This window comes from Bacillus sp. R86525 (assembly GCF_042466195.1).
Lineage (GTDB): Bacteria > Bacillota > Bacilli > Bacillales > Bacillaceae_G > Bacillus_A > Bacillus_A nitratireducens.
Genome location: NZ_JAXHPX010000007.1, coordinates 4,501,994 through 4,523,783, shown reverse-complemented (window position 1 = coordinate 4,523,783; position 21,790 = coordinate 4,501,994). Strand labels below are relative to the sequence as shown.

14 protein-coding genes are annotated in these 21,790 nt (G+C 35.0%); 9 read left to right on the top strand and 5 right to left on the bottom strand.

Annotation, left to right across the window (positions count from 1 at the left end):
• The first annotated feature begins 34 nt into the window (after nt 1-34).
• Nucleotides 35-1,525 carry a coproporphyrinogen III oxidase gene (locus SJY24_RS26025; protein WP_377866714.1) on the top strand — a complete coding sequence of 497 codons (1,491 nt, stop codon included), beginning with the start codon at nt 35-37 and terminating at the stop codon, nt 1,523-1,525.
• 248 nt (nt 1,526-1,773) lie between these two features.
• Nucleotides 1,774-3,330, top strand: a complete 1,557-nt coding sequence (locus SJY24_RS26020) for a fatty acid--CoA ligase (protein WP_377866713.1) — start codon at nt 1,774-1,776, stop codon at nt 3,328-3,330.
• 157 nt (nt 3,331-3,487) lie between these two features.
• On the opposite strand, the gene SJY24_RS26015 is transcribed toward SJY24_RS26020, so the two are convergent.
• Nucleotides 3,488-4,093: a DedA family protein gene (locus SJY24_RS26015; protein ID WP_377866712.1), complete on the bottom strand. Its 606-nt coding sequence runs from the start codon at nt 4,091-4,093 to the stop codon at nt 3,488-3,490.
• Between the two features lie 176 nt (nt 4,094-4,269).
• Nucleotides 4,270-4,902: a GNAT family N-acetyltransferase gene (locus SJY24_RS26010; protein WP_377866711.1), complete on the bottom strand. Its 633-nt coding sequence runs from the start codon at nt 4,900-4,902 to the stop codon at nt 4,270-4,272.
• Between the two features lie 79 nt (nt 4,903-4,981).
• Here SJY24_RS26010 and SJY24_RS26005 point away from each other — a divergent pair, with 79 nt between their 5' ends.
• Nucleotides 4,982-5,809 carry a MerR family transcriptional regulator gene (locus SJY24_RS26005; protein ID WP_377866710.1) on the top strand — a complete coding sequence of 276 codons (828 nt, stop codon included), beginning with the start codon at nt 4,982-4,984 and terminating at the stop codon, nt 5,807-5,809.
• Nucleotides 5,810-5,944: 135 nt separating this feature from the next.
• Here the strand turns inward: SJY24_RS26005 and SJY24_RS26000 are convergent, their stop codons facing one another.
• Nucleotides 5,945-6,415 (bottom strand): hypothetical protein, encoded by a 471-nt coding sequence (locus SJY24_RS26000; RefSeq protein ID WP_016119669.1) that lies wholly within the window; start codon nt 6,413-6,415, stop codon nt 5,945-5,947.
• 314 nt (nt 6,416-6,729) lie between these two features.
• Between SJY24_RS26000 and SJY24_RS25995 the strand changes: the two genes are divergently transcribed.
• Both SJY24_RS25995 and SJY24_RS25990 read left to right on the top strand, forming a co-directional pair.
• Nucleotides 6,730-8,208, top strand: a complete 1,479-nt coding sequence (locus SJY24_RS25995) for a SulP family inorganic anion transporter (RefSeq protein ID WP_377866709.1) — start codon at nt 6,730-6,732, stop codon at nt 8,206-8,208.
• A gap of 234 nt (nt 8,209-8,442) precedes the next feature.
• Nucleotides 8,443-8,814 carry a hypothetical protein gene (locus SJY24_RS25990; protein WP_377866708.1) on the top strand — a complete coding sequence of 124 codons (372 nt, stop codon included), beginning with the start codon at nt 8,443-8,445 and terminating at the stop codon, nt 8,812-8,814.
• Between the two features lie 69 nt (nt 8,815-8,883).
• On the opposite strand, the gene SJY24_RS25985 is transcribed toward SJY24_RS25990, so the two are convergent.
• Nucleotides 8,884-9,765: an accessory Sec system S-layer assembly protein gene (locus SJY24_RS25985; RefSeq protein ID WP_377866707.1), complete on the bottom strand. Its 882-nt coding sequence runs from the start codon at nt 9,763-9,765 to the stop codon at nt 8,884-8,886.
• 11 nt (nt 9,766-9,776) lie between these two features.
• Nucleotides 9,777-12,146 (bottom strand): accessory Sec system translocase SecA2, encoded by a 2,370-nt coding sequence (secA2, locus tag SJY24_RS25980; protein ID WP_377866706.1) that lies wholly within the window; start codon nt 12,144-12,146, stop codon nt 9,777-9,779.
• A gap of 269 nt (nt 12,147-12,415) precedes the next feature.
• On the opposite strand from secA2, the gene SJY24_RS25975 reads away from it, so the two are divergent.
• From SJY24_RS25975 to SJY24_RS25960, 4 genes are all read left to right on the top strand, one after another.
• On the top strand, nt 12,416-13,936 hold the full coding sequence (locus SJY24_RS25975) for a putative polysaccharide biosynthesis protein (protein WP_377866705.1): 1,521 nt from the start codon (nt 12,416-12,418) through the stop codon (nt 13,934-13,936).
• Between the two features lie 164 nt (nt 13,937-14,100).
• Entirely contained in the window at nt 14,101-15,204 is a 1,104-nt protein-coding gene (gene csaB / locus SJY24_RS25970) for a polysaccharide pyruvyl transferase CsaB (protein ID WP_377866704.1), read from the top strand.
• A gap of 745 nt (nt 15,205-15,949) precedes the next feature.
• A complete protein-coding gene (locus SJY24_RS25965; protein ID WP_377866703.1) occupies nt 15,950-18,400 on the top strand; it encodes an S-layer homology domain-containing protein in 2,451 nt (816 codons plus the stop codon).
• Between the two features lie 710 nt (nt 18,401-19,110).
• Nucleotides 19,111-21,708, top strand: a complete 2,598-nt coding sequence (locus SJY24_RS25960; protein WP_377866702.1) for an S-layer homology domain-containing protein — start codon at nt 19,111-19,113, stop codon at nt 21,706-21,708.
• Nucleotides 21,709-21,790 lie beyond the last annotated feature (82 nt).

Sequence of the window (21,790 nt, the reverse complement as noted above, 5' to 3'; positions counted from 1 at the left end):
AAACTAAAGAGAGTTTGCAAATGAAAAGGTGATAATGTTGTTAATTTCAATTAAAACGTTACAAGATGATCGTTTTTTACGTCCGCTACAAAATATTGGCGGTTTATTTTTTGAAGAGAGCACGATAGGGTTTGAGAAAGAAGAAGCAAATCTGATCGTTGATATACAGATAGAAGGTAATGTGGCAGCATCAGCTCGTTTAACAGATGTTGCAACCGGAAATGTGTATGAAGAAACATTCTCGAAAGATTTATCTGCTTTTACAGATGAAAAAGAACGTATGAAGCAAGTGAAACATGTTGTTTCTTACGTATATCTTTCTGTGCTTCAACAGCTAACTGGACTTGAACAGAGCTGGGGAATTTTAACTGGGGTACGCCCAACGAAGCTTCTTCACAAACTGCTTCAAAATGGTATGTCAAAAGAAGAAGCGCACCAAGAACTTCGTGAAAGTTATTTAATTCATGAAGAGAAAATTGAACTTCTTCAGCGTATTGTTGATTGCCAATTAGCGGTGGTTCCAGATTTATACCGCTTGAAAGAAGAAGTAAGTATTTATATCGGTATTCCGTTTTGTCCTACAAAATGTGCGTACTGTACGTTCCCTGCTTACGCAATTAATGGACGCCAAGGATCTGTTGATTCATTCTTAGGCGGTTTACATTATGAAGTTCGTGAAATTGGTAAGTTTTTAAAAGAAAAAGGCGTTAAAGTTACGACGATTTATTACGGCGGTGGTACGCCGACGAGTATTACAGCAGAAGAGATGGATATGCTGTATGAAGAAATGTACCAAGCGTTCCCTGATGTGAAAGATGTACGTGAAGTAACAGTTGAGGCAGGTCGCCCAGATACGATTACACCAGCGAAGCTAGAAGTGTTAAATAAATGGAATATTGACCGTATTAGTATTAATCCGCAGTCATACCACCAAGAAACACTAAAGGCAATTGGACGTCATCATACTGTAGAAGAAACAATTGAGAAGTATCATTTAGCACGTGAAATGGGAATGAACAATATTAATATGGACTTAATTATTGGTCTTCCTGGTGAAGGATTAGACATCTTTAAGCATACATTAGATGAAACAGAAAAGTTAATGCCAGAATCGTTAACAGTTCATACGTTATCATTTAAACGTGCTTCTGAAATGACGCAAAACAAACGTAAATATAAAGTAGCAGGTCGCGAAGAAATCACTGCGATGATGCATGAGGCGGAAGAGTGGACGAAGAACCACAATTACGTGCCATACTATTTATATCGTCAAAAAAATATTTTAGGTAACTTAGAAAACGTTGGGTATGCAATACCTACGCAAGAAAGTATCTACAATATTGTTATTATGGAAGAAGTACAATCGATTATCGGACTTGGTTGCGGGGCATCAAGTAAATTTGTTCACCCACAAACAGGAGCAATTACACACTTTGCGAATCCGAAAGATCCAAAATCATATAACGATGGCTTTGTGAAATATACAGAAGATAAACTGAAAATTTTAGAAGAGCTATTCGCGTAAGAAAAAGAAGAAGGCTATCCCAATTTTGGGATGGCCTCTTTTTAATATAGGGGCTATTGCCCACCATTTTTGTTGGTAACTCGATATATTTTGAATATCGACGACATAATTTCAATTACCAAGATGCCGCACTGTTTGTAAAACTATGTCGATAATAATCAGAAAAATTAGTCATATTATTAGAGGACAATGTCTACTTATAGACGAAATGATAGATTTATGAAAGAGAAAAGGGGGAAATTGTTGGCATGTACATGACTATAGGGAGAATTTTTGATTTAGCAGTTGGCAAGTATCCAAATAAAGAGGCGTTAGTAGAACCAGAAAAAAATATTCGCTGGACATATAAACAGTGGGATGAGCAAATAAATAAAACGGCGCAAGCTCTATTGAAAGAAGGAGTAAGAAAAGGAGACTCTGTATCTGTTTACTTATATAACTGTCGTGAATTTGTAAACGTTTACTTAGCCTGTGCCAAAATTGGGGCGATCTTTAACCCGATTAATTTCCGCTTAAAAGCAAAAGAATTATCGTATATCCTCCAAGATGCAGCCTCGAAAGTAGTTATCTTTGAAAAAGCAGTCGAATCAACAGTTGCTATGATTGAAAGAGATTTTCCAAATTCGTCTTTTTGGTATGTAGAAGACGATACCCCTTCCTATGCGAGTTCTTACCATGAAAAAGTAAATGAAGCATCAGCTGAAACAGTAGATATTGTAGTAGATGAAATGGATTATTGTTCTATGCTTTATACGAGCGGTACGACTGGTCATCCGAAAGGCGTACTACATCGCCATCGTGATATGGCGGAGCATAGTATGATTTGTACGTATTTCATAAAATATAACAGGGATAGCGCCGGACTTGTGGTAGCGCCTTTATATCATTGTGGGGAGTTAAATGCTGGAATCATACCGCGCATTCAAGTTGGCGGAAAGAATGTTATTTTGCATCATTTTGATACGGATAGAGTATTACATACCATTCAAGAAGAGAAAATTACGACGTTTTTTGCAGCACCAACGATGTGGAATATGTTATTACAAAAAGATCTAGCTAAGTATGATTTAACATCAATGAAGATTGGTGTATATGGCGGGGCTGCGATGGCTCCGGCGTTAGTGAAGGAATGTAAAGAGCGTCTTTATATTGATCTTGTCCAAATTTACGGAATGACAGAAATGGGACCGGTTGTCGCGTTTCTCGTAGAAGAGGATCAAATTACGAAAGCTGGTTCAGCTGGAACACCGTGCTTTAGCCATGAAATTCGAATTGTTAAACCGAACGAAGATGCACCGGCAGAGCCAGATGATGTATTACCTCCTTATGAAGTGGGGGAAATTATTTTACGCGGCCCGACTATGATGGCTGGTTACCATAACCGAGAAGAAGCAAATGCAAAATCGATGTATAAAGGCTGGTATCATTCTGGTGATTTAGGCTACTTCGATAAAGACGGCTATTTATTCGTTGCAGATCGCGTTGATGATATGGTAATTAGCGGTGGTGTAAATATTTATCCACGTGAAATTGAAGATTTCCTTCATAGTCACCCTGGTGTATTAGATGTTGCAGTACTTGGTGAGCCAGACGAATTATGGGGAGAGCGTGTCGTTGCGGTCGTTGTAAAGAAAGATGAAAATATTTCAGAAGCTGATTTAGAAACGTATTGTAAAGAAAGTGATGAATTAGCAGATTATAAACGTCCGCGTCATTACTTATTTGTAGATGAACTTCCTCGTAATGCGAGCGGAAAATTACAAAAATTTGTCCTGAGAGAGTCGTTGAAAGGCGCGAAGAAATAGGGGGCTATCTTTACAAATAAGATTATCTTTCTTAATAAGGAAATAGTGTCAAGCTCTTGTGTTTTTAGTTTGAGAACGGGCTGTATATAAAAAGTGGAGACTATGTGTCCCCGCTTTTTATTATTCTTGTACGCATATAAGCTTGTTGATGAAAGATTTAATTTATACCTTTTAAAATCACATGTTTTATTTTTTTGCGAAATCGGGTGATTAGTGTAATGATAATAATACCGAAAAAAATTTTCCAAATGTGTTGTTCAAGTACTAGGAATATATTTTCTAAGTTTTCCCCTAACCAGTAACCACCGATTAAGAAGAATGATACCCAAAATAGGGCGCCTGCATAAATTGTCATCGCAAAGCGGCGAAATGGTAAGTTGATAATTCCTGCAAAGTAGCCTGTGAAGTGGCGAACGCCTGGAATGAAAAAAGCGATAAAGATTAGAAAATATCCGTATTTATCAAACCACATTTTCGTTAAATTAATTTTTCGTTCTGTTAAAAATACATATTTTCCGTATTTCTGAATGAAAGGCATACCAAGTTTATTCCCTAAAAAGTATTGGAATGTCATACCCGCGCTTGTCCCAATAAGGGATAAAACAATTAAAATTGGTAAATTTAAATCACCTTGATGTGATAAAAAACCTGCATAGGCTAATGTTGGCTCCCCTGGAAACGGAAGAGCGATATATTCTAATAGTAATCCGACAAGTACGACATAATACCCATATTGCTGAAATAATTCGTGAATCCATTCCATATTGTGCGCTCCTTTTTATATTGAAGTTGTTATACATCTTCCTCTCTTTTGCACTAATCGAACTGAACTAATAGTAGTAGTAGAGTTTGGCTGGAGGATCTAGGCTAGTATGATTGATCATATTTAATATAGCTCTTTGCTAAGTAGCAAAGAGCTTCGAAGTGTACATGCTACGATTAGTTAAAGTCATAGCGGTATAAAAATACGTTGAAATCTTCTTCTTTTGGCCCAAAATTAACTGCTTTTTCTTGTATACGTTGGAAGTTTTGTTTGTCATAAAATTTATAGTTACATTCATTATCTGTATATAAATATAAAGATGTTACATCTTCTTTTGTCATGTATTGGAATAAATGATTTAATAAAGATTTTCCAACTCCAAGACCTCTCGATTCTTCGGATACGATGAATAATTGTATACAGCCTTGAAAATGATCTTCTTTTCCTTGAATGAGTTCTTTATATGTTTTTTGAACTTTTATAAATGCTTTTAAAAATTCTCTATTCTCTTTATTCGTTATGAATAGTTTCATCGTGTTAAAGGCAAAGCTAACAGTATTATGGAATTGCTTTAAACGGTTTTTATCTTTTTCGGAATCGCCTAAAATAACACCGATAACTTTATTATCTTTTTCGGCTACCTTACTAAAAGAACTTCCTAAAATGCAACTGTGTAGATAGAAGTTTAATATTGAGTTTAAAAATTTTTTATCTGTAATGAATTCATTGAATCCAAATGCCTCACCAATTAAATGTTTTAGAGGTTCATAGTCTTCCTTAACAAGATTTCTATATTTTACTGTGTTCATAATTATATACTCCCTTTATCAATGTAAATAACTTATTATAAATAGTAAGGTCTCCTCTTAGGGGAGAGTCAATAGTTGCATGGAAAAAAATAAAAAGGAAGAGATTCAGGTGAAAACATTATTTTCTATTGGAGAAGTTGCAAAAATAAAGGATATTACGATAAAAGCATTACGGTACTACCATAAGATGGGGATTCTTATTCCGAAGCATATTGAGGAATCAACAGGATATAGATATTATTCCATAGATCAATTCATTCACATTGATATTATAAAAAGCTGTAGAGAGTTGAACACTAGTATAGTAGAACTTCAAGAGATTTTTAAGGAATGTAATACGGATAAATTGCTGCGATTTTTACAATTAAAGAGAGAAGAAGCGGAAGAGCATATAAAGAAAATGAAAGAGGTAATGGAAACGATTGATGACTTAAATGCGAAAGTAGGGAGTTCACAGGAAATATTAAAGAATGATGAAATCTCTATTGAATTTTTTGAACAGCGTTATGTCGTTGTTGCACCTTGTAAAGAAGTAGGGCGTTTACAGGAGTTACTTTATTATTCTGATTTAGAGAAAACTATTCAAGATTATGAAGAGAAAATGTCAATGGAAATGGGGATCCTATACAATGTCAATGAAAATTGGGATGTAGAACCGAAGTATGTTTTTAATAAAGTACGAGATGATGTACATATGGAAGAGATGCCAAATATAAAAGTATTACCGGGCGGGAAATATATAACATTAGCGTACAGTAAAGAAAATGAGGAAGAACGCCGAAATACCATAATTAAATACATAAAAGAAAATAATATAGAAGTAGAGAGTTTTATTGAAGTGGAGTTAGTGAGTGATATTTTTAATGCGGAGACGTATAGTTGTCAAATTCAAATTTTGATACCATAAATTTAGGGATGGAACTATCCAAAAAGCCTAATCCTAAATATATCGACTTAACTGCAAAATACGACAATAATAACCTGCCTATTAATAAGAGAGGCCTGGCCCAAAAAACTTTTGGGCCGGCCTCATTGGATCGTATTATTTACGTGAGAAACCTTCTTCATCAAGGTATTCTGCAGCTTCTGGATAAGAGTTGAATGTACCGTCTAAGTTTACGCCAGCGTAAACGTTCCACATGTCATCCTCTTGAATAAGAGTTAGGATATGACCGTCTTCGTTACGCCATTCTTCTTCCGCAGCAGGTTCCATTGGTGCTACAATTTCCTCTTGCTCCTGTGATAGACGTTCAATTACTTTTTCAATTAATGAACGCAGTTCTTCTTCTGAAAACTCACGGATGTTAATCATGCCTTTATCATCTGTTTTATAACCTTTAATGAAGTTTGCATATACAAACCCGTTTCCGTTTGGATGTAAATGATATACAACGTTCTTTTTATCTAAACGACTTTCTTCAAAGTGAAAGTTTACGCGTTTTAATGATACGTTCTTTCTTTCTAATTCTGGGAAAGATTCAATAATCGATAATTTTTCTTCAAAAGTTAGCATAGTGCCTCCAAGTATATAGTAAAAGATTTAATTTGTTCATTATAGCATAGTTGCAATTGTTTCCAAAGGTAAGGGGGAAACTTTTCATTGAATCCGTTTACGTCACGATACTGTAAAAAGTACACTAACGAATGTATCCTTTTAGGTGTACAATGGAAAATGGACTTTATCCCGCTATTTGCGGGCAGTAAAACTCCCACCTCAAAATTCAGGTGGATCAAAGAAGTTAGGTGGGAGTCGGGCTAATAATCAGTGGGGGATGAACAAAACCCCCACTGATTAAAGTTTCACATTATATGAAGGTGGTTATTTATATGTTTCAAAAAATAGCAAAGGAATGTTTAGCAGGGTTTACCGTTGCGATTGTTGCTTTGCCGCTAGCAATTGCATTTGGTATTGCCGCAACGGGAACGTCTGAGGGAGCACTAGTCGGATTGTATGGTGCGATTTTTGCAGGTTTGTTTGCCGCGTTATTTGGTGGTACACCGGGGCAAGTAACGGGTCCTACTGGGCCGATTACAGTTATTGCAACAGGCGTTATTGCAACTCACGGATTAGAAGCAAGTTTTATCGCATTTATGATGGCAGGGTTATTTCAAATCTTATTTGGTGTATGTAAGCTCGGCTCTTACGTTCGTTACATTCCATATCCCGTTGTTTCAGGATTTATGAACGGAATTGCACTGATTATTATTTTAGGTGAAATGAAGCACGTACAAAATAGCTTTCTACTTGTGTTATTAACGATCATTGTAATGATTGTTTCTGGAAAATGGATTAAGGCCATTCCATCAAGTTTAGTAGCGTTAGTAGGTGTTACAGTAACGTTGCCGTTATTTTCTTCTATGCTACAAGGAATTACGGTAAACTTACCAGTTGTAGGAACTCTTTCTTTAAATAAGATGATTGAAAAGATAGGTGCAATTCCAGAAGCGATGCCATCTCTTCACGTACCGACTTTAGACGCAAATGGCATGTTAGCACTTGTATTACCAGCACTTAGTATTGCTTTACTAGGATCAATTGACTCATTATTAACGTCTGTTGTAATGGATAATGTGACGGGGACGCGTCATAAAAGTAATAAAGAGTTAATCGGACAAGGTATTGGTAATATTGCGAGTGGTTTGTTCGGCGGATTAGCAGGAGCAGGTGCAACTGTTAGATCCATCGTCAATATAAGAAGTGGGGGGAAGACGGCACTTTCAGCTTGTATGCATAGTGTCATCTTATTCATTTTCATTATGGGACTCGGTTCAGTGGTACAATATATTCCGCTTGCTGTATTATCAGGTATTTTAATTTTAACTGGTATTGGAATGTTTGATTGGGAAAGTATGAAGAAGATGCATGTAGCACCAAGAGGCGATGTAGTTGTAATGCTCGTAACGATGTTTGTGACAGTGAAATTTGATTTAATGGTTGCTGTTGCGTTTGGCATTATTCTTTCTTTCATTATATACATGGTGAAGTGTAAAGAACGCAAAGCTTCTATAATAAAAGAAAAAGAAGCGACGTATACAATTCAGGGACCACTTTCATTTCTATCAGTAGATCGTATTTTTGCTTCTTTACAAGATGTGAAGTCACCAGTTATTTTACGTATGAAAGATGTACGCTATATGGATGTATCAGGAGCTATGGCATTATTAAATTTCGTTGAGCAATCGGATAAAGCAGGAGCGAGTGTGACGCTTGAACATGTACAACCACATGTTGAAAAGACGATAGTGATGATGGCGAATGATGAGCAAAAAGAGAAACTGCAGTTTTTAAAAGTTAAGGCAATATAACAATAAGAACCTTCACATGAATTGCGTTATAGAGTGTGAAGGTTCTTATTATTTGTCTATGTGTTTGTTATGTATAAAATCATTATATCTAGATGTTATACGTCTGTTGACAATTGATTTTCTACGCAGTATAGTAACATCTTAGATTAGCAATGTGCTATTATAAGAAAGTATATGAATTTTGAGATTCCTTTATATTCAGAAGGAAGAGCTTTAAGCTGGAGGGAATATTTGATGTACAAACAGTTACCACATGGAGTGAAGATCGGGATTACACGATCAATTGTTGTTTCTTTTGAGAAGTATATGAAAGAAATTGAATGGAATGAAGAAAAATTTGATATGCAGCAATTTGTTGAACAGTGGAAACAATATTTATACACAAAATCAACTTGGATTAATAAAGTAGACGACGAGTTGAAAGGACATCCAGATTTCCATCAAGCATTAGCGATGAAAGTAAATGAAAAAATTAATGAGCTTATTAGTGAGCAGCCGAGCGAAGAACAATTAGAGTTGTTAAAACAGAGAAACTTAGAGCATGTAGATGAAATGTGTAAACTAGAAGCGGAGTATCATATTGAACGTTTATTAGTAACGAAATAGATTTTACATAAAAAAAGAGCCTATCCTAAAGGTGTGATGACCATCTTTTAGGATAGGCTTTTTTGTATATTAGTCTTGTGGTACAAATGCTTTCCAGCTAGATAAATCCATGTTTTGTTTCAAGATGGATGAGGCAGGGAAAACAAATGACCATGGTTTTGTAGTATTTGCTTTAATTTCAAGATTCGGTAACGTGAAAGCACCTTTAACAACGACTTCTCCAGAAGCATCTTCAATATGAAGAGGAAGTTGTTCTAGTTGAATGTTATCTTTACAGCCGTTACGAATTAGAAGTGTTGTATGTAAATCGCCGTTCTCTTTCAGTGCGGCTTGCAAACCTAGGAAGTTAATTTCACCTTCACTTGGAGGCGTTAAATTGTCTACAAAATTACGTAAAGCTTCTTTGCTTGCTTCAGGTAACTGAGCTTCCCAAGATGAATCTAAATTTAGTTGATGCTTACTTTCAAGTTCGAAAGCTAATTCCCAATCTGATTGAGATAGTTCAGCTTCAGTTATTGTTTCTTTCTCGAATGTAAATACGAACGGCATATTTACGTTTTCAGGAATATCACCAAGAGCAGACAGGTTAAATGTTTTACGTGCGCAAAGCTTTTTATCTTTGTTTAATAGAAGTAATGTAACTTCTTCGAAAGAAATCGGTTTTGGGACACTGCTGCGAATGAATGCAGCTACATCGTATGCGCCATCACGTTTTTCAATTTCAATTCCTGATAAAGAAATTTGGTATTCTTGTAAACGTGGTAATTCTTTATGTAAAAATTGATAAATGTATTTTTGTTCTTGTGCTACGTCACCCCAGCTAGGATGGAAGTAAAGAACTGGCTTTACCGTTTTGTTTTGAGAAGTAGTTTCTTCTTGTCCAAATAATTGATTACTAGAAACAGTAGTATCTTTTCCTTTTTTCTTTGCCTTTTTCAGGAATGATAACATAAATTTTCACCTCATGATTGTACGTTTTCTGGAACTGCTAAATGTCTCGCGATATATCGGCACATTTCTTTTTCAAAATTACCGTAAGTGTATAAGAAAATATCCAAACCTTCTTTTTGGTAAAGGCGAGTTGGATCTTCTTGTTGATATTGTCTTAAGCCAATACCTTCTTTCAAGTGAGTCATTGCATCTAAGTGATTTACCCAGTTTTGATCTAGGAAGTGTAAACCAACGTAGCGCAGTGATTGTTGTAAATCCGCATGGTCATTTAATTCTTGTACACGTTCGATATAGCTAGAAATTGTATCTGTTAAAACGATTTGTAAATCCTCAGGCGAATGTACGTCGTTCGCAGATAATAGTGGCAAAGTTTCAACCGCTAAAACTTCTTTAATAGATGCTGTTAAACTAGTGAAATCCCATTCTTCAGGAAGCATTCCTTCGAAAAGGTGCTGCTTAGCAATTGCATCCACAGAGTGTTCAATCATTGGAATAACAAGTTCTATCATATTTGTTTCTTCCTTTAGAAGGTTGTTACGTAGTGTGTATATAACATTACGTTGATCATTAATTACGTCATCTAATTTTAAATTATATTCACGCATTGAGAAATGACCACCTTCACAAATTAATTGTGTACGGTTAATGAAATCATGAACTTTAGATGTGTTAATAAGTCCCGTTTTGTCAGGTTTTAGTGATTTTTCCAACTTTTCTACTTCTTCGTGAGCGAAGCGCTTTAGCATTTCATCCTCTAAAGATAGAAGGAATTGAGAGCTTCCCGGATCACCTTGGCGGCCAGCTCGTCCTTTAAGTTGGTTATCAACACGGCGAGATTCATGACGCTCTGTTCCAATTACATGTAATCCACCAAGGGCGTGGACACCTTCGCCTAGTAAAATATCAGTACCTCGGCCTGCCATATTGGTAGCGATTGTAATTTGACCTTTTTGTCCAGCAGTTGCGATCAAATCGGCTTCTTGCTCTGCACTCTTAGCGTTTAATAATTGATATTTGATGTTTGCTTCATCTAAATAACGAGCAACTGTTTCAGATTGTAAGATAGACATCGTCCCAATTAAAATAGGGCGTCCTTGCTTATGGTGTTCTAGAACTTCTTTACGCACAGCTTTATATTTATCATCAGCCGTTACATATACTACGTCATTTCTATCTTCACGAAGAACAGGACGGTTCGTTGGAATTGGAAGAACTTCCATATTGTATACACGGTTGAATTCTTTTTCTTCTGTTTTTGCTGTACCTGTCATACCTGATAATGCTGGATACATACGGAAGAAGTTTTGAATTGTAATAGAAGCTTGTGTTTGGTTTTCTTCTGTAATTTCTAAACCTTCTTTTGCTTCTAGTGCTTGATGCAAGCCGTCACTTAAAGAGCGACCATCCATAACGCGTCCCGTGAAAATATCTACAAGTAGTATTTTTTCATCATGCACAATATAGTCAACGTCAAGCTGGAAAGCAACGTTGGCACGTAATGATTGAATCATATAATGGTATAGAGTTTGATGCTCTAAATCATATAAGTTATCGATATCAAATAAATCTTCTATTTTTGTAATACCGTCTTCTGTAAAACTAGCTGATTTCGATTCTGCATCGTATGTATAGTGAAGGGCATCTTGGAACGATTTAATAACTTTTGCACATAAATAATGCAAATCAGAGCTACTTGATTTCTTCCCAGCAATGATAAGTGGCGTTTTCGCCTCATCAATTAAAACGCTGTCAATCTCATCGATAATAGCAAAATGGTATGGGCGCTGCACTTGATCATTTTGTGAAGCAGCCATATTATCGCGAAGATAATCAAAACCAAACTCTGTTCCAATACCGTATGTAATATCAGCTTCGTATGCAAGTTTCTTTTCAGAAGGATCGATTTGAGGAATATTTAATCCAACTTGTAAGCCGAGAAATTCATGAACTTGGCCAATTAACTCTTTATCACGCTTTGCTAAGTAGTCGTTTACCGTAATAACATGAACGCCTTTGCCTTCAAGAGCACGTACATATGTTGGAAGAGAAGAAACTAATGTTTTTCCTTCACCAGTTGGCATCTCTGCAATATTACCTTCTAGTAATACTAGTCCACCAATTAACTGTACATCGTAATGACGTAAGCCAAGCACACGTTTTGCGGCTTCACGTACAACAGCGAATGCTTCTACTTTTATATCATCGACTGTTTTACCGTCCGTAAGCATACTTTTGAATGTGACAGTTTTGTGACGTAATTCTTCATCAGATAAACTAGACATTTGTTTTTCTAAATTATTAATTTCTTGAACAAGTTGTTCATACTTTTTTAGCTTTCTCTTTTGAGAATCTCCTAACAATTTCTTTACCGAATTCAGCATGTTGTAAACACTCCTCTTACTGACAATAGCTACATTATAGCACATGTTTATCTTGAACAAGTAGAAGTAGTAAATTGAAGAAAAATATGGATAAAAAAACGTATATATGGCACATATTATATTTAAAACATAAAAAGAAAGAGAGTATTCAATATATAAGAAATTTGGTATGATAACTAAATGAGATAAAGTGATGATTCTCAAGATGAATGAATAATACTGATTTAATATTTTATGTAGATTATATATTGAAAGAAAAGAGATAGAAGATGAATAAAAAGTTTGTAAAAGGCGCTGCGATTTTAACCGTTACAACGTTTCTATCGAAAGTAGTGGGGAGTTTTTTCCAAATTCCATTGCAAAATATAGCAGGGGATGAAGTACTTGGGATTTTTCGCCTTGTTTTTCCTGTATATATGATAGCCTTAACTTTATCAGTAGCGGGAGTCCCGCTAGCAATATCTCAGTTAATAGCTGAGCTTCATGAAAAGAATGATCGGGACGGAATAGCTAAATTGTTTACGTCCGCGTCTATTATCGGTGTTATATTTGGGGTGCTCGGATTTTTAATTATTATCATTGGGTCAAGTGGCATTGCAAATATGCTTGGTGGGCAAGAGACGAGGCTAGCATTAATTGTTACTTCGTTTGCTTTATTAATCGCACCATATATGGCAGTGTACCGTGGATATTTCCAAGGGTTCGGAGATATGATACCTACTGGTGTATCACAAGTAATTGAACAGTTGATTCGCGTGTTCTTTATGCTAACAATTGCTTATATATTTGTATATTGGAATAAAAGTAGTGATATCATAACAGGCGGAGCGATGATTGGTTCTTGTTTTGGTGTTATTACGTCACTCATATATTTGCGAGTGAAATATGTGAAAAGCACGTATCGCTATAAGAGTGAAACATATTCATTAAAAGACTTTAAGAAAAATGCGAAAAACATACTCCATGTTTCAATTCCGATTGCAATTGGAGCGTTATCGATGCCTGTTTTAAATTTAGTTGATTCTATAACCATTCCACATGTGTTACATGAATCTTCTACAACGATTCAGGAACAGTTTGGTATATATAGCCGTGGTTTTGCATTTACGCAATTAATTGTTGTATTTGCAAGTGCGATAGTATTTCCGTTAATTCCATTATTAACAGCGGCGTTAACAAAAAAAGATATAGCTGTAGCTAAACTGACAGTAAAACGTACAAATGAGTTTGCGCACGTTTTAACAATGCCGATAACGATATGGCTTATGGCGCTCACAGTACCGCTTAATGTTGCATTATTTACAGATACAAAAGGAAGTGGTATGTTAGCTATTTTAATTGGTAGCTCATATTTCACATCACTTATGGTATTATCAATAGGAATCTTGCAAGGGATTAATCGTTCGATGCAAGCAGCATGGATTGTCATCGGTGCAAGTTTCGTAAAAATTATATTAAATGTAGCGCTAGTAAACCAATTCGGTATAAATGGAGCAGCGTATAGTACTCTAATTATTTATATAATGATTTGTATCGCAAATCATATTTATATTAGAAAAGATCTTTCTTATCCAATGGATATAGGGAAGTTTTGGGCTGTCATTGGAGTATCTAGTATTTTAGGTATAGCATTATACTTTGTGTCTACATTAATTAATGTGACAGATTCCAGAATTCTAGCAATGATATATAGTGCTGTAGCGCTAAGTGTAGCATCAGTATTATATGGCATATGTGCACTTAAACTAAACTGGATATCGAAAGAACAAATTCCATTTTCACGTAAATAAAATCATTTGTTATAGAAAATGAACAATATTATAAATGGGTATGACTTGTTAGATGTTTGTGAAAGAAATCAATTTGAAGTTATCAAACCTTTCTCGGCAAGGAATGGATAACAATTTGTTTAATTACAAAAAAGTTGATTGCGAAATGTTGGAGGAGATTAAGAGTGCGGTTAGTTTTATCAGGATATTATGGTTTTTATAATGTTGGGGACGAAGCAATTTTGCAATCAATTATTAAAGCGCTACATGAAGAGGATCCTACTCTTGAGCTTGTTGTACTTTCAAATGACCCCGACTATACAAGGAAAATGTACGGTGTAGAAGCAGTAAATCGCTGGGATATAAGAGCGATTTACCGAGAAATAAAGAGAAGTAATGGTTTAATTAGCGGAGGCGGAAGTCTCTTGCAAGATAAGACGAGTATTAAGAGTATTCTATACTATACGGGTATTATGCGGCTTGCCCGTTTTTTAAAAAAGCCGTATTATATTTACGCCCAAGGAATCGGACCTATTACGAAGAAGCAAAATCGTTTATTAGTAAAATGGCATGTATCAAAGGCAGAATATATATCAGTGCGTGATGAAGACTCTTTTTTGTACCTAAAAGAAATTGGTATTAAGAAAGACATCGAACTTGTTCCAGATCCAGTATTAGCTTGTCAGCCAGAAGAAAAGAAATCCAATTGGCTTCAAAAACATTCTCTGCAAGGAAAAGTCGTTGCGGTTAGTGTAAGGTACTGGGATGCAAAAGAAGATTATATGAAGAAGTTAGCAGATACGCTGAAAAAGCTTAAGCAAGAGGGATACCATATTTTATTTGTACCGATGCATGGGCCATTTGATCAAAATGCATCAAGGGACATCATTAATTTGATGGGAGAAGAAGCGCACATGCTCCCTTATAAAATGGATATTCATGAGAAAATCTCTATTTTATCAGAATGCTCTCTTTTAATTGGAATGAGACTTCATGCTCTTATATTATCGGCAGTTGCAAACACGCCTATGATTGGAATTTCATATGATCCAAAGATCGATTCGTTTTTACAACAAGTAAATCAGCCGATTATTGGGAATGTTGATGGAGACTGGACGACAGAAACATTACATAGTATGGCGATTAAACAATTAGAGCAAACAGAATATGTACAAGAAACGTTAGGACAAAGGGTAGAGGAATTGCGAGAGCAAATTTCCATAGCGTCCAAATATATTATTAATGACTTACATGCAAAAGAGTCTATAAAAAGAGGAATGGAATCTTAGTAGGAGAGGCCATTCCTCTTTTAATTCAATAATTGAGTAGAAAAAAGAACAGGGATCACCTGTTCTTTTTTTTGCTATGTAAGTAAGAATTTGAAAGAGAAGCGTATGAAAGGAAAAATAAAATGTCGACAAAAAATATAAAAATGTAGAATAATGTCGAAAAAAACAAAAGATTTGAGTTTTGTTTTTCCTGAATATGTATGTTTTTAAGGTTTTATTATCTTAAAATCTTAACATTAGTATATAAGGAATATTGATATAAAGCGTTTTATACAAAAAAACTTGGACCACTAGGTGGTTTTTGTTCAAAAAAATGAATTTAAGAATGTTGTCGAAACTTATAGAAAGTTTGTGTCGATTAATGTCGTAATATCTTTATAACTAGATATTGAAATTGCAAGCGTTTTTCTGCTATAGTTGTAAATGGTTATATAAATATTGTACAAATGTAGTTCTGACGCATCGTTTCGTACATTTTAAATATTCTGATTTTATAATCTGGTTATTTAAAATAAAAGTCGAATAAAATGAACGTTAGAATTATGAAAATTCACTTTTTTGTCGAATTTAAGGATTTAAATTCGGGTAAAAATGGTGTAATATGTTTATTATTCTATATTGTGGAATCATTTCTATATATAGGATCTTAACTACATTTATATTTACTAGTTTCAACATTAAATAGAATATCTATTTAAAACATTATGGAACTAGTATTACATTCCTGAAGGAGGAAATATATAAAATGGCAAAGACTAACTCTTACAAAAAATTAATCGCTGGTACAATGACAGCAGCAATGGTAGCAGGTGTTGTTTCTCCAGTAGCAGCAGCAGGTAAATCATTCCCAGACGTTCCAGCTGATCATTGGGGAATTGATTCTATTAACTACTTAGCAGAAAAAGGCGCAATTGCAGGTAATGGCACAGGAATGTTCGAGCCTGAAAAAGAAATCACTCGTGCAGAAGCGGCTACAATGATGGCTAAAATCTTAAACTTACCAATCGATCCAAATGCTAAACCATCTTACACTGACGCTCAAGAGGGCTGGGCTGCTCCAATTATCGCAGCTGTAGAAAAAGCTGGTGTAGTTAAAGGTAAAGGTAACGGCATATTCGATCCTAACGGAAAAATCGACCGCGTTTCTATGGCAGCAATGCTTGTACCAGCTTTCAAATTAGACACTAAAGTAACTGGTACTCCAGAAACTAAATTCGACGACTTACAAGATAGCTGGGGTAAAGACAAAGCTAATATCCTAGTTGAATTAGGAATCTCTGTAGGTACTGGCGGCAAATGGGAGCCAAATAAATCTGTAACTAAAGCAGAAGCAGCTCAATTTATTGCTAAGACTGACAAGCAGTTCGGACAAAAAGAAGAAGCTAAAGTTGAGTCTATTAAAGCAATCAATGCTAAAGAGATCGAAGTTAAACTTGGTGCTACAGTGAAAGAAGAAGATGTGAAGAACGCGAAATTCACTCTTTCTCAAGGAACTAATGCAACAGCAGTTACTGCAAAAATCGGTGAAGATAAAAAATCTGTAATCTTAACTTTAGATGGAGATGCAAAACTTAAAAATAAAGAAGCTTACGTTCTAACTGTTGAAGGCTTAAAAGCTGCTGATGGTAAAGAAATTCCAAAAGCATTAGAAGTTATCTTCTTTAATGATGAAGTAGCTCCAACTGTATCTACAGTATCTACTCCAGACGGAAAAGTTAAAGTAGTATTTAGTGAAAAATTAGATACAGCAAAAGCTGTAACTGTAATTGTTAACGGTCAAAAAGTAGAAGGTAAAGTTGAAAATAATACTTTCACTTCTAATAAAGCTTTAAATCTTGAGAACGGTAAAGAATTCTCAATCATCGTAACTGGTGCTACAGATTTATCTGAGAACACTATGGAAATGTACGAAGGCAAAGCTACTTACAAAGTAGAAAAAGATGTTACAGCTCCAGAAGTAAAAGAAATTAAAGTAAAAGACCTTGCTAATGGCACAGCTACATTAGAAGCTACATTTACAGAAGAACTTTCTGCACAAGGTACAGTAGTTGTAAAAAAAGGTAATACAGTAGTAAAAGAGGCTACAATTGCTCTTGATCAAGATAAAACAAAAGCGCTTGTTACAGTACCGGGTGCTCTTACAGATAAAGAAACAGCTGCAGATCTTACAGTTGAATTTGTTGGCTACAAAGATTTAGCAAACAATGTAGGTACTAAAGTATCTAAAGCAGTAAAAGTTACAAAAGATGTTGTAGCTCCTAACTTAGTTAAAGTTGTGGCAGATCAAAATAAAGAAGCTACATTTACTTTTGATAAAGATGTAACTAAACAAGACGGAAAAATTCGTGTAATCAATTTAGATACAAGCAGAGATGTAACTGGTGAAGTGACAATCGAAGCAGCTAAAGACAACAGCAAAGGTATTACATTAACATTCCCAGCAAAAGGTAACTACAAAGTAGCTGCTACAAAAGGTCTTGTAAAAGATGCAGCTGGTAATGAGTCTGCAGCATTTACTAAAGAAGTGAAAGTTGTAGAAAAAGAATCTGAAAAAGAAACAGATAAAGTAGCTCCAGCAGTAACAGGCGTGGCTTTTGATAAAGCTACAAATAAAATTACAGTAAACTTTGATAAAGAAGTAAAAGGTGGCCAAGTAGCTGAGTCAGCTTCTAATGTAAACAATTACACATTAGCTGGTGCTAAATTACCAGAAGGTGCTCTAATCGTATTAGACGGTACAAATGCAGTTATTGAGTTACCATCTACATTTACTTTCGAAAAATCAGAAACAGTTAAATTTACAGTAGCTAATGTTGCAAACAAAGACGGAGTGAAAATGGGTACGAAAAACCTATTATTAAACGTTGTAGATACAAAAGCTCCTGAATTCCAGTCAGCTAAAATTACAAAAGTTGACGCTAAAGAAATTACTTTAACATTCTCTGAAGCTGTAAAAGTTGATGCAAATGACTTCGCAATCGACTTAAATGGCGTAGCGTTAACAACAACAGCTGATGATAAAGTGGCTAAAGAAGTAGTGCTTAAAGTTACAGAACCATCAAATATTAACTTAGCAACTGGTACAGTAACAGTTAAAGCTAAGCAAGGTGCAGAGAATGCTCCTCATGTATTCACAACTGCTGACCAAGCAGGCAACAAACTTGTTGCTTTCAAACCAGTAACAGCAGCTCGCTAATTGAAATTTATTTCAATAGAAAGAGTCCACACTATGTGGGCTCTTTTTTTATGGTTTAATTCTTATATAAACTCATCTCTGAGAAATAGATCATATTTTGAAGATTGATAGTTAGTTTATTGAGAAATAAAATGACAACGTTTTCAAAAATAGAAAAACACCCCATTAATATGTAAATATTTTGTAAATCCACACCTTTTCTCGTTAAAAAAACATTCGAAAAGAAGAAAAAAATGTCGAATCACAATAATTTTAGTCGAATGTAGTCTGAAAATTGTATTTATTGTAAAAAACATTTAGGTGATGAAGTGGAAATATGTGCTATAATTCCAATTGTGTATTCGATATGAAAAATATACGAAGCGCAGTGAGAGTAGTTTATATGAAAACAGTTTGTTCATTTCTATATTCGAGTATTATTGATATCTTAATAATACGATTAAAAGACTGAATTATCAGAATTTGTCGAATCTTCTTTTGAGAAAGTTCTTGATAACGAATAGTTTTGTATAGTATGATGAACTTGTTTCAAAAAATGGTATTTAAACCTTATATTTACATTCTTCAGTTTATATCATTTTATTATGTGAACTACTTTTCTTATGGTATTTTATGTTTTTTATTGTTTTATGGCTTTTCTAACTAGCTAGTTTTCAAATTACATATGATATGAAACTAGTAGCATATTCCTGAAGGAGGAAAATAATAAAATGGCAAAGACTAACTCTTACAAAAAAGTAATCGCAGGTACAATGACAGCAGCAATGGTAGCAGGAGTTGTATCTCCAGTAGCAGCAGCAGGTAAATCATTCCCAGACGTTCCAGCCGGTCATTGGGCAGAAGGTTCTATTAACTACTTAGTAGAAAAAGGCGCAATTACAGGTAAACCAGACGGTACATATGGTCCGAACGAGTCAATCGATCGTTCTTCTGCAGCTGTTATTTTCACTAAAATTTTAGGTTTACCAGTTGATGAAAATGCTCAGCCATCTTTCAAAGATGCTAAAAATACATGGGCTGCTAAATATATCGCAGCAGTAGAAAAAGCAGGTATCGTTAAAGGTGATGGAAAAGAAAACTTCTATCCAGAAGGAAAGATTGACCGTGCTTCATTCGCATCTATGTTAGTAAGTGCTTATAACTTAAAAGATAAAGTTAACGGCGAGTTAGTTACAACATTTGATGATTTAAGAAAACATTGGGGTGAAGAAAAAGCTAACATCCTAATTAACCTTGGAATCTCTGTAGGTACTGGCGACAAATGGGAGCCAAATAAATCTGTATCTCGTGCAGAAGCAGCTCAATTTATCGCATTAACAGATAAAAAATTCGCAAAACCAGATAGCACACAAGCATATGTAACTGATGTGAAGATTTCTGAACCTACGAAATTAACATTAACAGGAACTGGTTTAAATAACCTTTCTGCTGATGATGTAACTCTTGAAGGTGACAAAGCAGTTGCGATTGAAGCAAGTGCTGACGGTAAATCTGCAACTGTAACACTTGGTGGTAAAGTTGCTCCAAATAAAGATCTTACTGTTAAAGTGAAAAATCAATCATTCGTAACGAAATTCGTATACGAAGTTAAAAAATTAGCTGTAGAAAAATTAACATTTGATGATGATCGTGCTGGTCAAGCAATTGTCTTCAAATTAAACGACGAAAAAGGTAACGCTGATGTTGAGTACTTAAACTTAGCAAACCATGACGTCAAATTTGTAGCAAATAACTTAGATGGTTCACCAGCAAACATCTTTGAAGGTGGAGAAGCTACTTCTACTACAGGTAAACTAGCTGTTGGCATTAAGCACGGTGACTACAAAGTAGAAGTACAAGTTACAAAACGTGGTGGTTTAACAGTTTCTAACACTGGTATTATTACAGTGAAAAACCTTGATACACCAGCTTCTGCAATTAAAAATGTTGTATTTGCAGTAGATGCAGATAAAGATGGTGTTGTAAATTATGGTAGCAAGCTTTCTGGTAAAGATTTTGCTTTAAATAGCCAAACTTTAGTTGTTGGTGAAAAAGCATCTCTTAATAAATTAGTTGCTACAATTGCTGGGGAAGATAAAGTAGTTGATCCAGCTTCAATTAGTATTAATTCTTCAAATAACGGTATTATTTCTGTAGTAAATAACCGTATTATTACTGCTGAAGCAAGTGGTGAAGCAACGCTTACTGTTAAAGTGGGCGATGTAACGAAAACAGTTAAATTCACTGTTGCTAAAGAAAAACGTCAATTAAAATCTGTGAAATCTAATCCAGATAAATTACAAGTTGTTCAAGATAAAGCATTACCTGTTACATTTGTAACAACTGACCAATATGGCGATCCGTTTGGTGCAGATGAAGATGTAATTAAAGAAGTTCTTCCTAAAACTGGTGTAGTTGCAGAAGGTGGATTAAATGTAACTACAACTGATGCGGGTTCAATTGGTACTAAGACATTCCAAATTACAGGTAATGAAGTTGGAGAAGGTACAATCCACTTCCAAAACCTTAACGGCGAGACTTTAGGTTCATTATATGTGAACGTAACAGAAGGTAACGTTGCATTTAAAAACTTTGAACTTGTATCTAAATTAGGTAGATACGGTGAATCACCTGATTCAAAACTTGACCTAAATGTTTCTGATACAGTTGAGTATCAATTATCTAAGTACACTTCAGATCGCGTATACTCTGATGCTGAAATCTTAGAAGGTAACGGTTATGTAGTTGAATCTAAAAACCCAGCAGTAGCTGAAGCAAAACTTGTTGGAAATAAAGTTGTTGTTAAAGGTTTACAACCAGGTAAAGTTGATATCCACTTAACGAAAAATGGTGCAACTGCTGGTAAAGCAACACTTGAAATCGTTCAAGAGAAAATCGAAATTAAGTCTGTGAACTTCAAGCCAGTTCAAACAGAAAACTTCGTTGAGAAGAAAATTAACGTTGGTACTGTATTACAACTTGAAGGAAGTAACCTTGATGATGTTGTAAAAGGTATTAACTTAACGAAAGAAACACAACATAAAGTACGTGTTGTGAAATCAGGTGACAACCAAGGTAAAATTTACCTAGATAGAAACGGCGATGCTGAATTTAATGCTGGCGATGTAAAACTTGGTGATGTAACAGTAACTGCATCAAGTGATTCAGTATTCAATAACTTCAACGCTGATATCTATAATACTTTAACAACTAAGTATACTGACAAAGGTACATTAGTATTCAAAGTATTAAAAGATAAGAACGTAGTAACAAGTGAAATTGGTTCACAAGCTGTACAAGTGAACGTTCTTAACAACCCAAATCTATAAGTTGATTATAGATAGAGTGGAAAATCAGTGGGAATGAACTCCCACTGATTTTTTTGCCGCAAATAGCGAGAAAAAGCCTCTT

What these genes read in the sequence shown, in the direction of transcription:
- SJY24_RS25960 (WP_377866702.1), top strand. Translation starts at nt 19,111, where the DNA reads ATGGCAAAGACTAACTCTTACAAAAAAGTAATCGCAGGTACAATGACA.
- SJY24_RS26020 (WP_377866713.1), top strand. Translation starts at nt 1,774, where the DNA reads ATGTACATGACTATAGGGAGAATTTTTGATTTAGCAGTTGGCAAGTAT.
- SJY24_RS25990 (WP_377866708.1), top strand. Translation starts at nt 8,443, where the DNA reads ATGTACAAACAGTTACCACATGGAGTGAAGATCGGGATTACACGATCA.
- SJY24_RS26010 (WP_377866711.1), bottom strand. Translation starts at nt 4,902, where the DNA reads ATGAACACAGTAAAATATAGAAATCTTGTTAAGGAAGACTATGAACCT.
- SJY24_RS26015 (WP_377866712.1), bottom strand. Translation starts at nt 4,093, where the DNA reads ATGGAATGGATTCACGAATTATTTCAGCAATATGGGTATTATGTCGTA.
- SJY24_RS25985 (WP_377866707.1), bottom strand. Translation starts at nt 9,765, where the DNA reads ATGTTATCATTCCTGAAAAAGGCAAAGAAAAAAGGAAAAGATACTACT.
- SJY24_RS26000 (WP_016119669.1), bottom strand. Translation starts at nt 6,415, where the DNA reads ATGCTAACTTTTGAAGAAAAATTATCGATTATTGAATCTTTCCCAGAA.
- SJY24_RS25965 (WP_377866703.1), top strand. Translation starts at nt 15,950, where the DNA reads ATGGCAAAGACTAACTCTTACAAAAAATTAATCGCTGGTACAATGACA.
- SJY24_RS26005 (WP_377866710.1), top strand. Translation starts at nt 4,982, where the DNA reads ATGGAAAAAAATAAAAAGGAAGAGATTCAGGTGAAAACATTATTTTCT.
- SJY24_RS25975 (WP_377866705.1), top strand. Translation starts at nt 12,416, where the DNA reads ATGAATAAAAAGTTTGTAAAAGGCGCTGCGATTTTAACCGTTACAACG.
- secA2 (WP_377866706.1), bottom strand. Translation starts at nt 12,146, where the DNA reads ATGCTGAATTCGGTAAAGAAATTGTTAGGAGATTCTCAAAAGAGAAAG.
- SJY24_RS25995 (WP_377866709.1), top strand. Translation starts at nt 6,730, where the DNA reads ATGTTTCAAAAAATAGCAAAGGAATGTTTAGCAGGGTTTACCGTTGCG.
- SJY24_RS26025 (WP_377866714.1), top strand. Translation starts at nt 35, where the DNA reads ATGTTGTTAATTTCAATTAAAACGTTACAAGATGATCGTTTTTTACGT.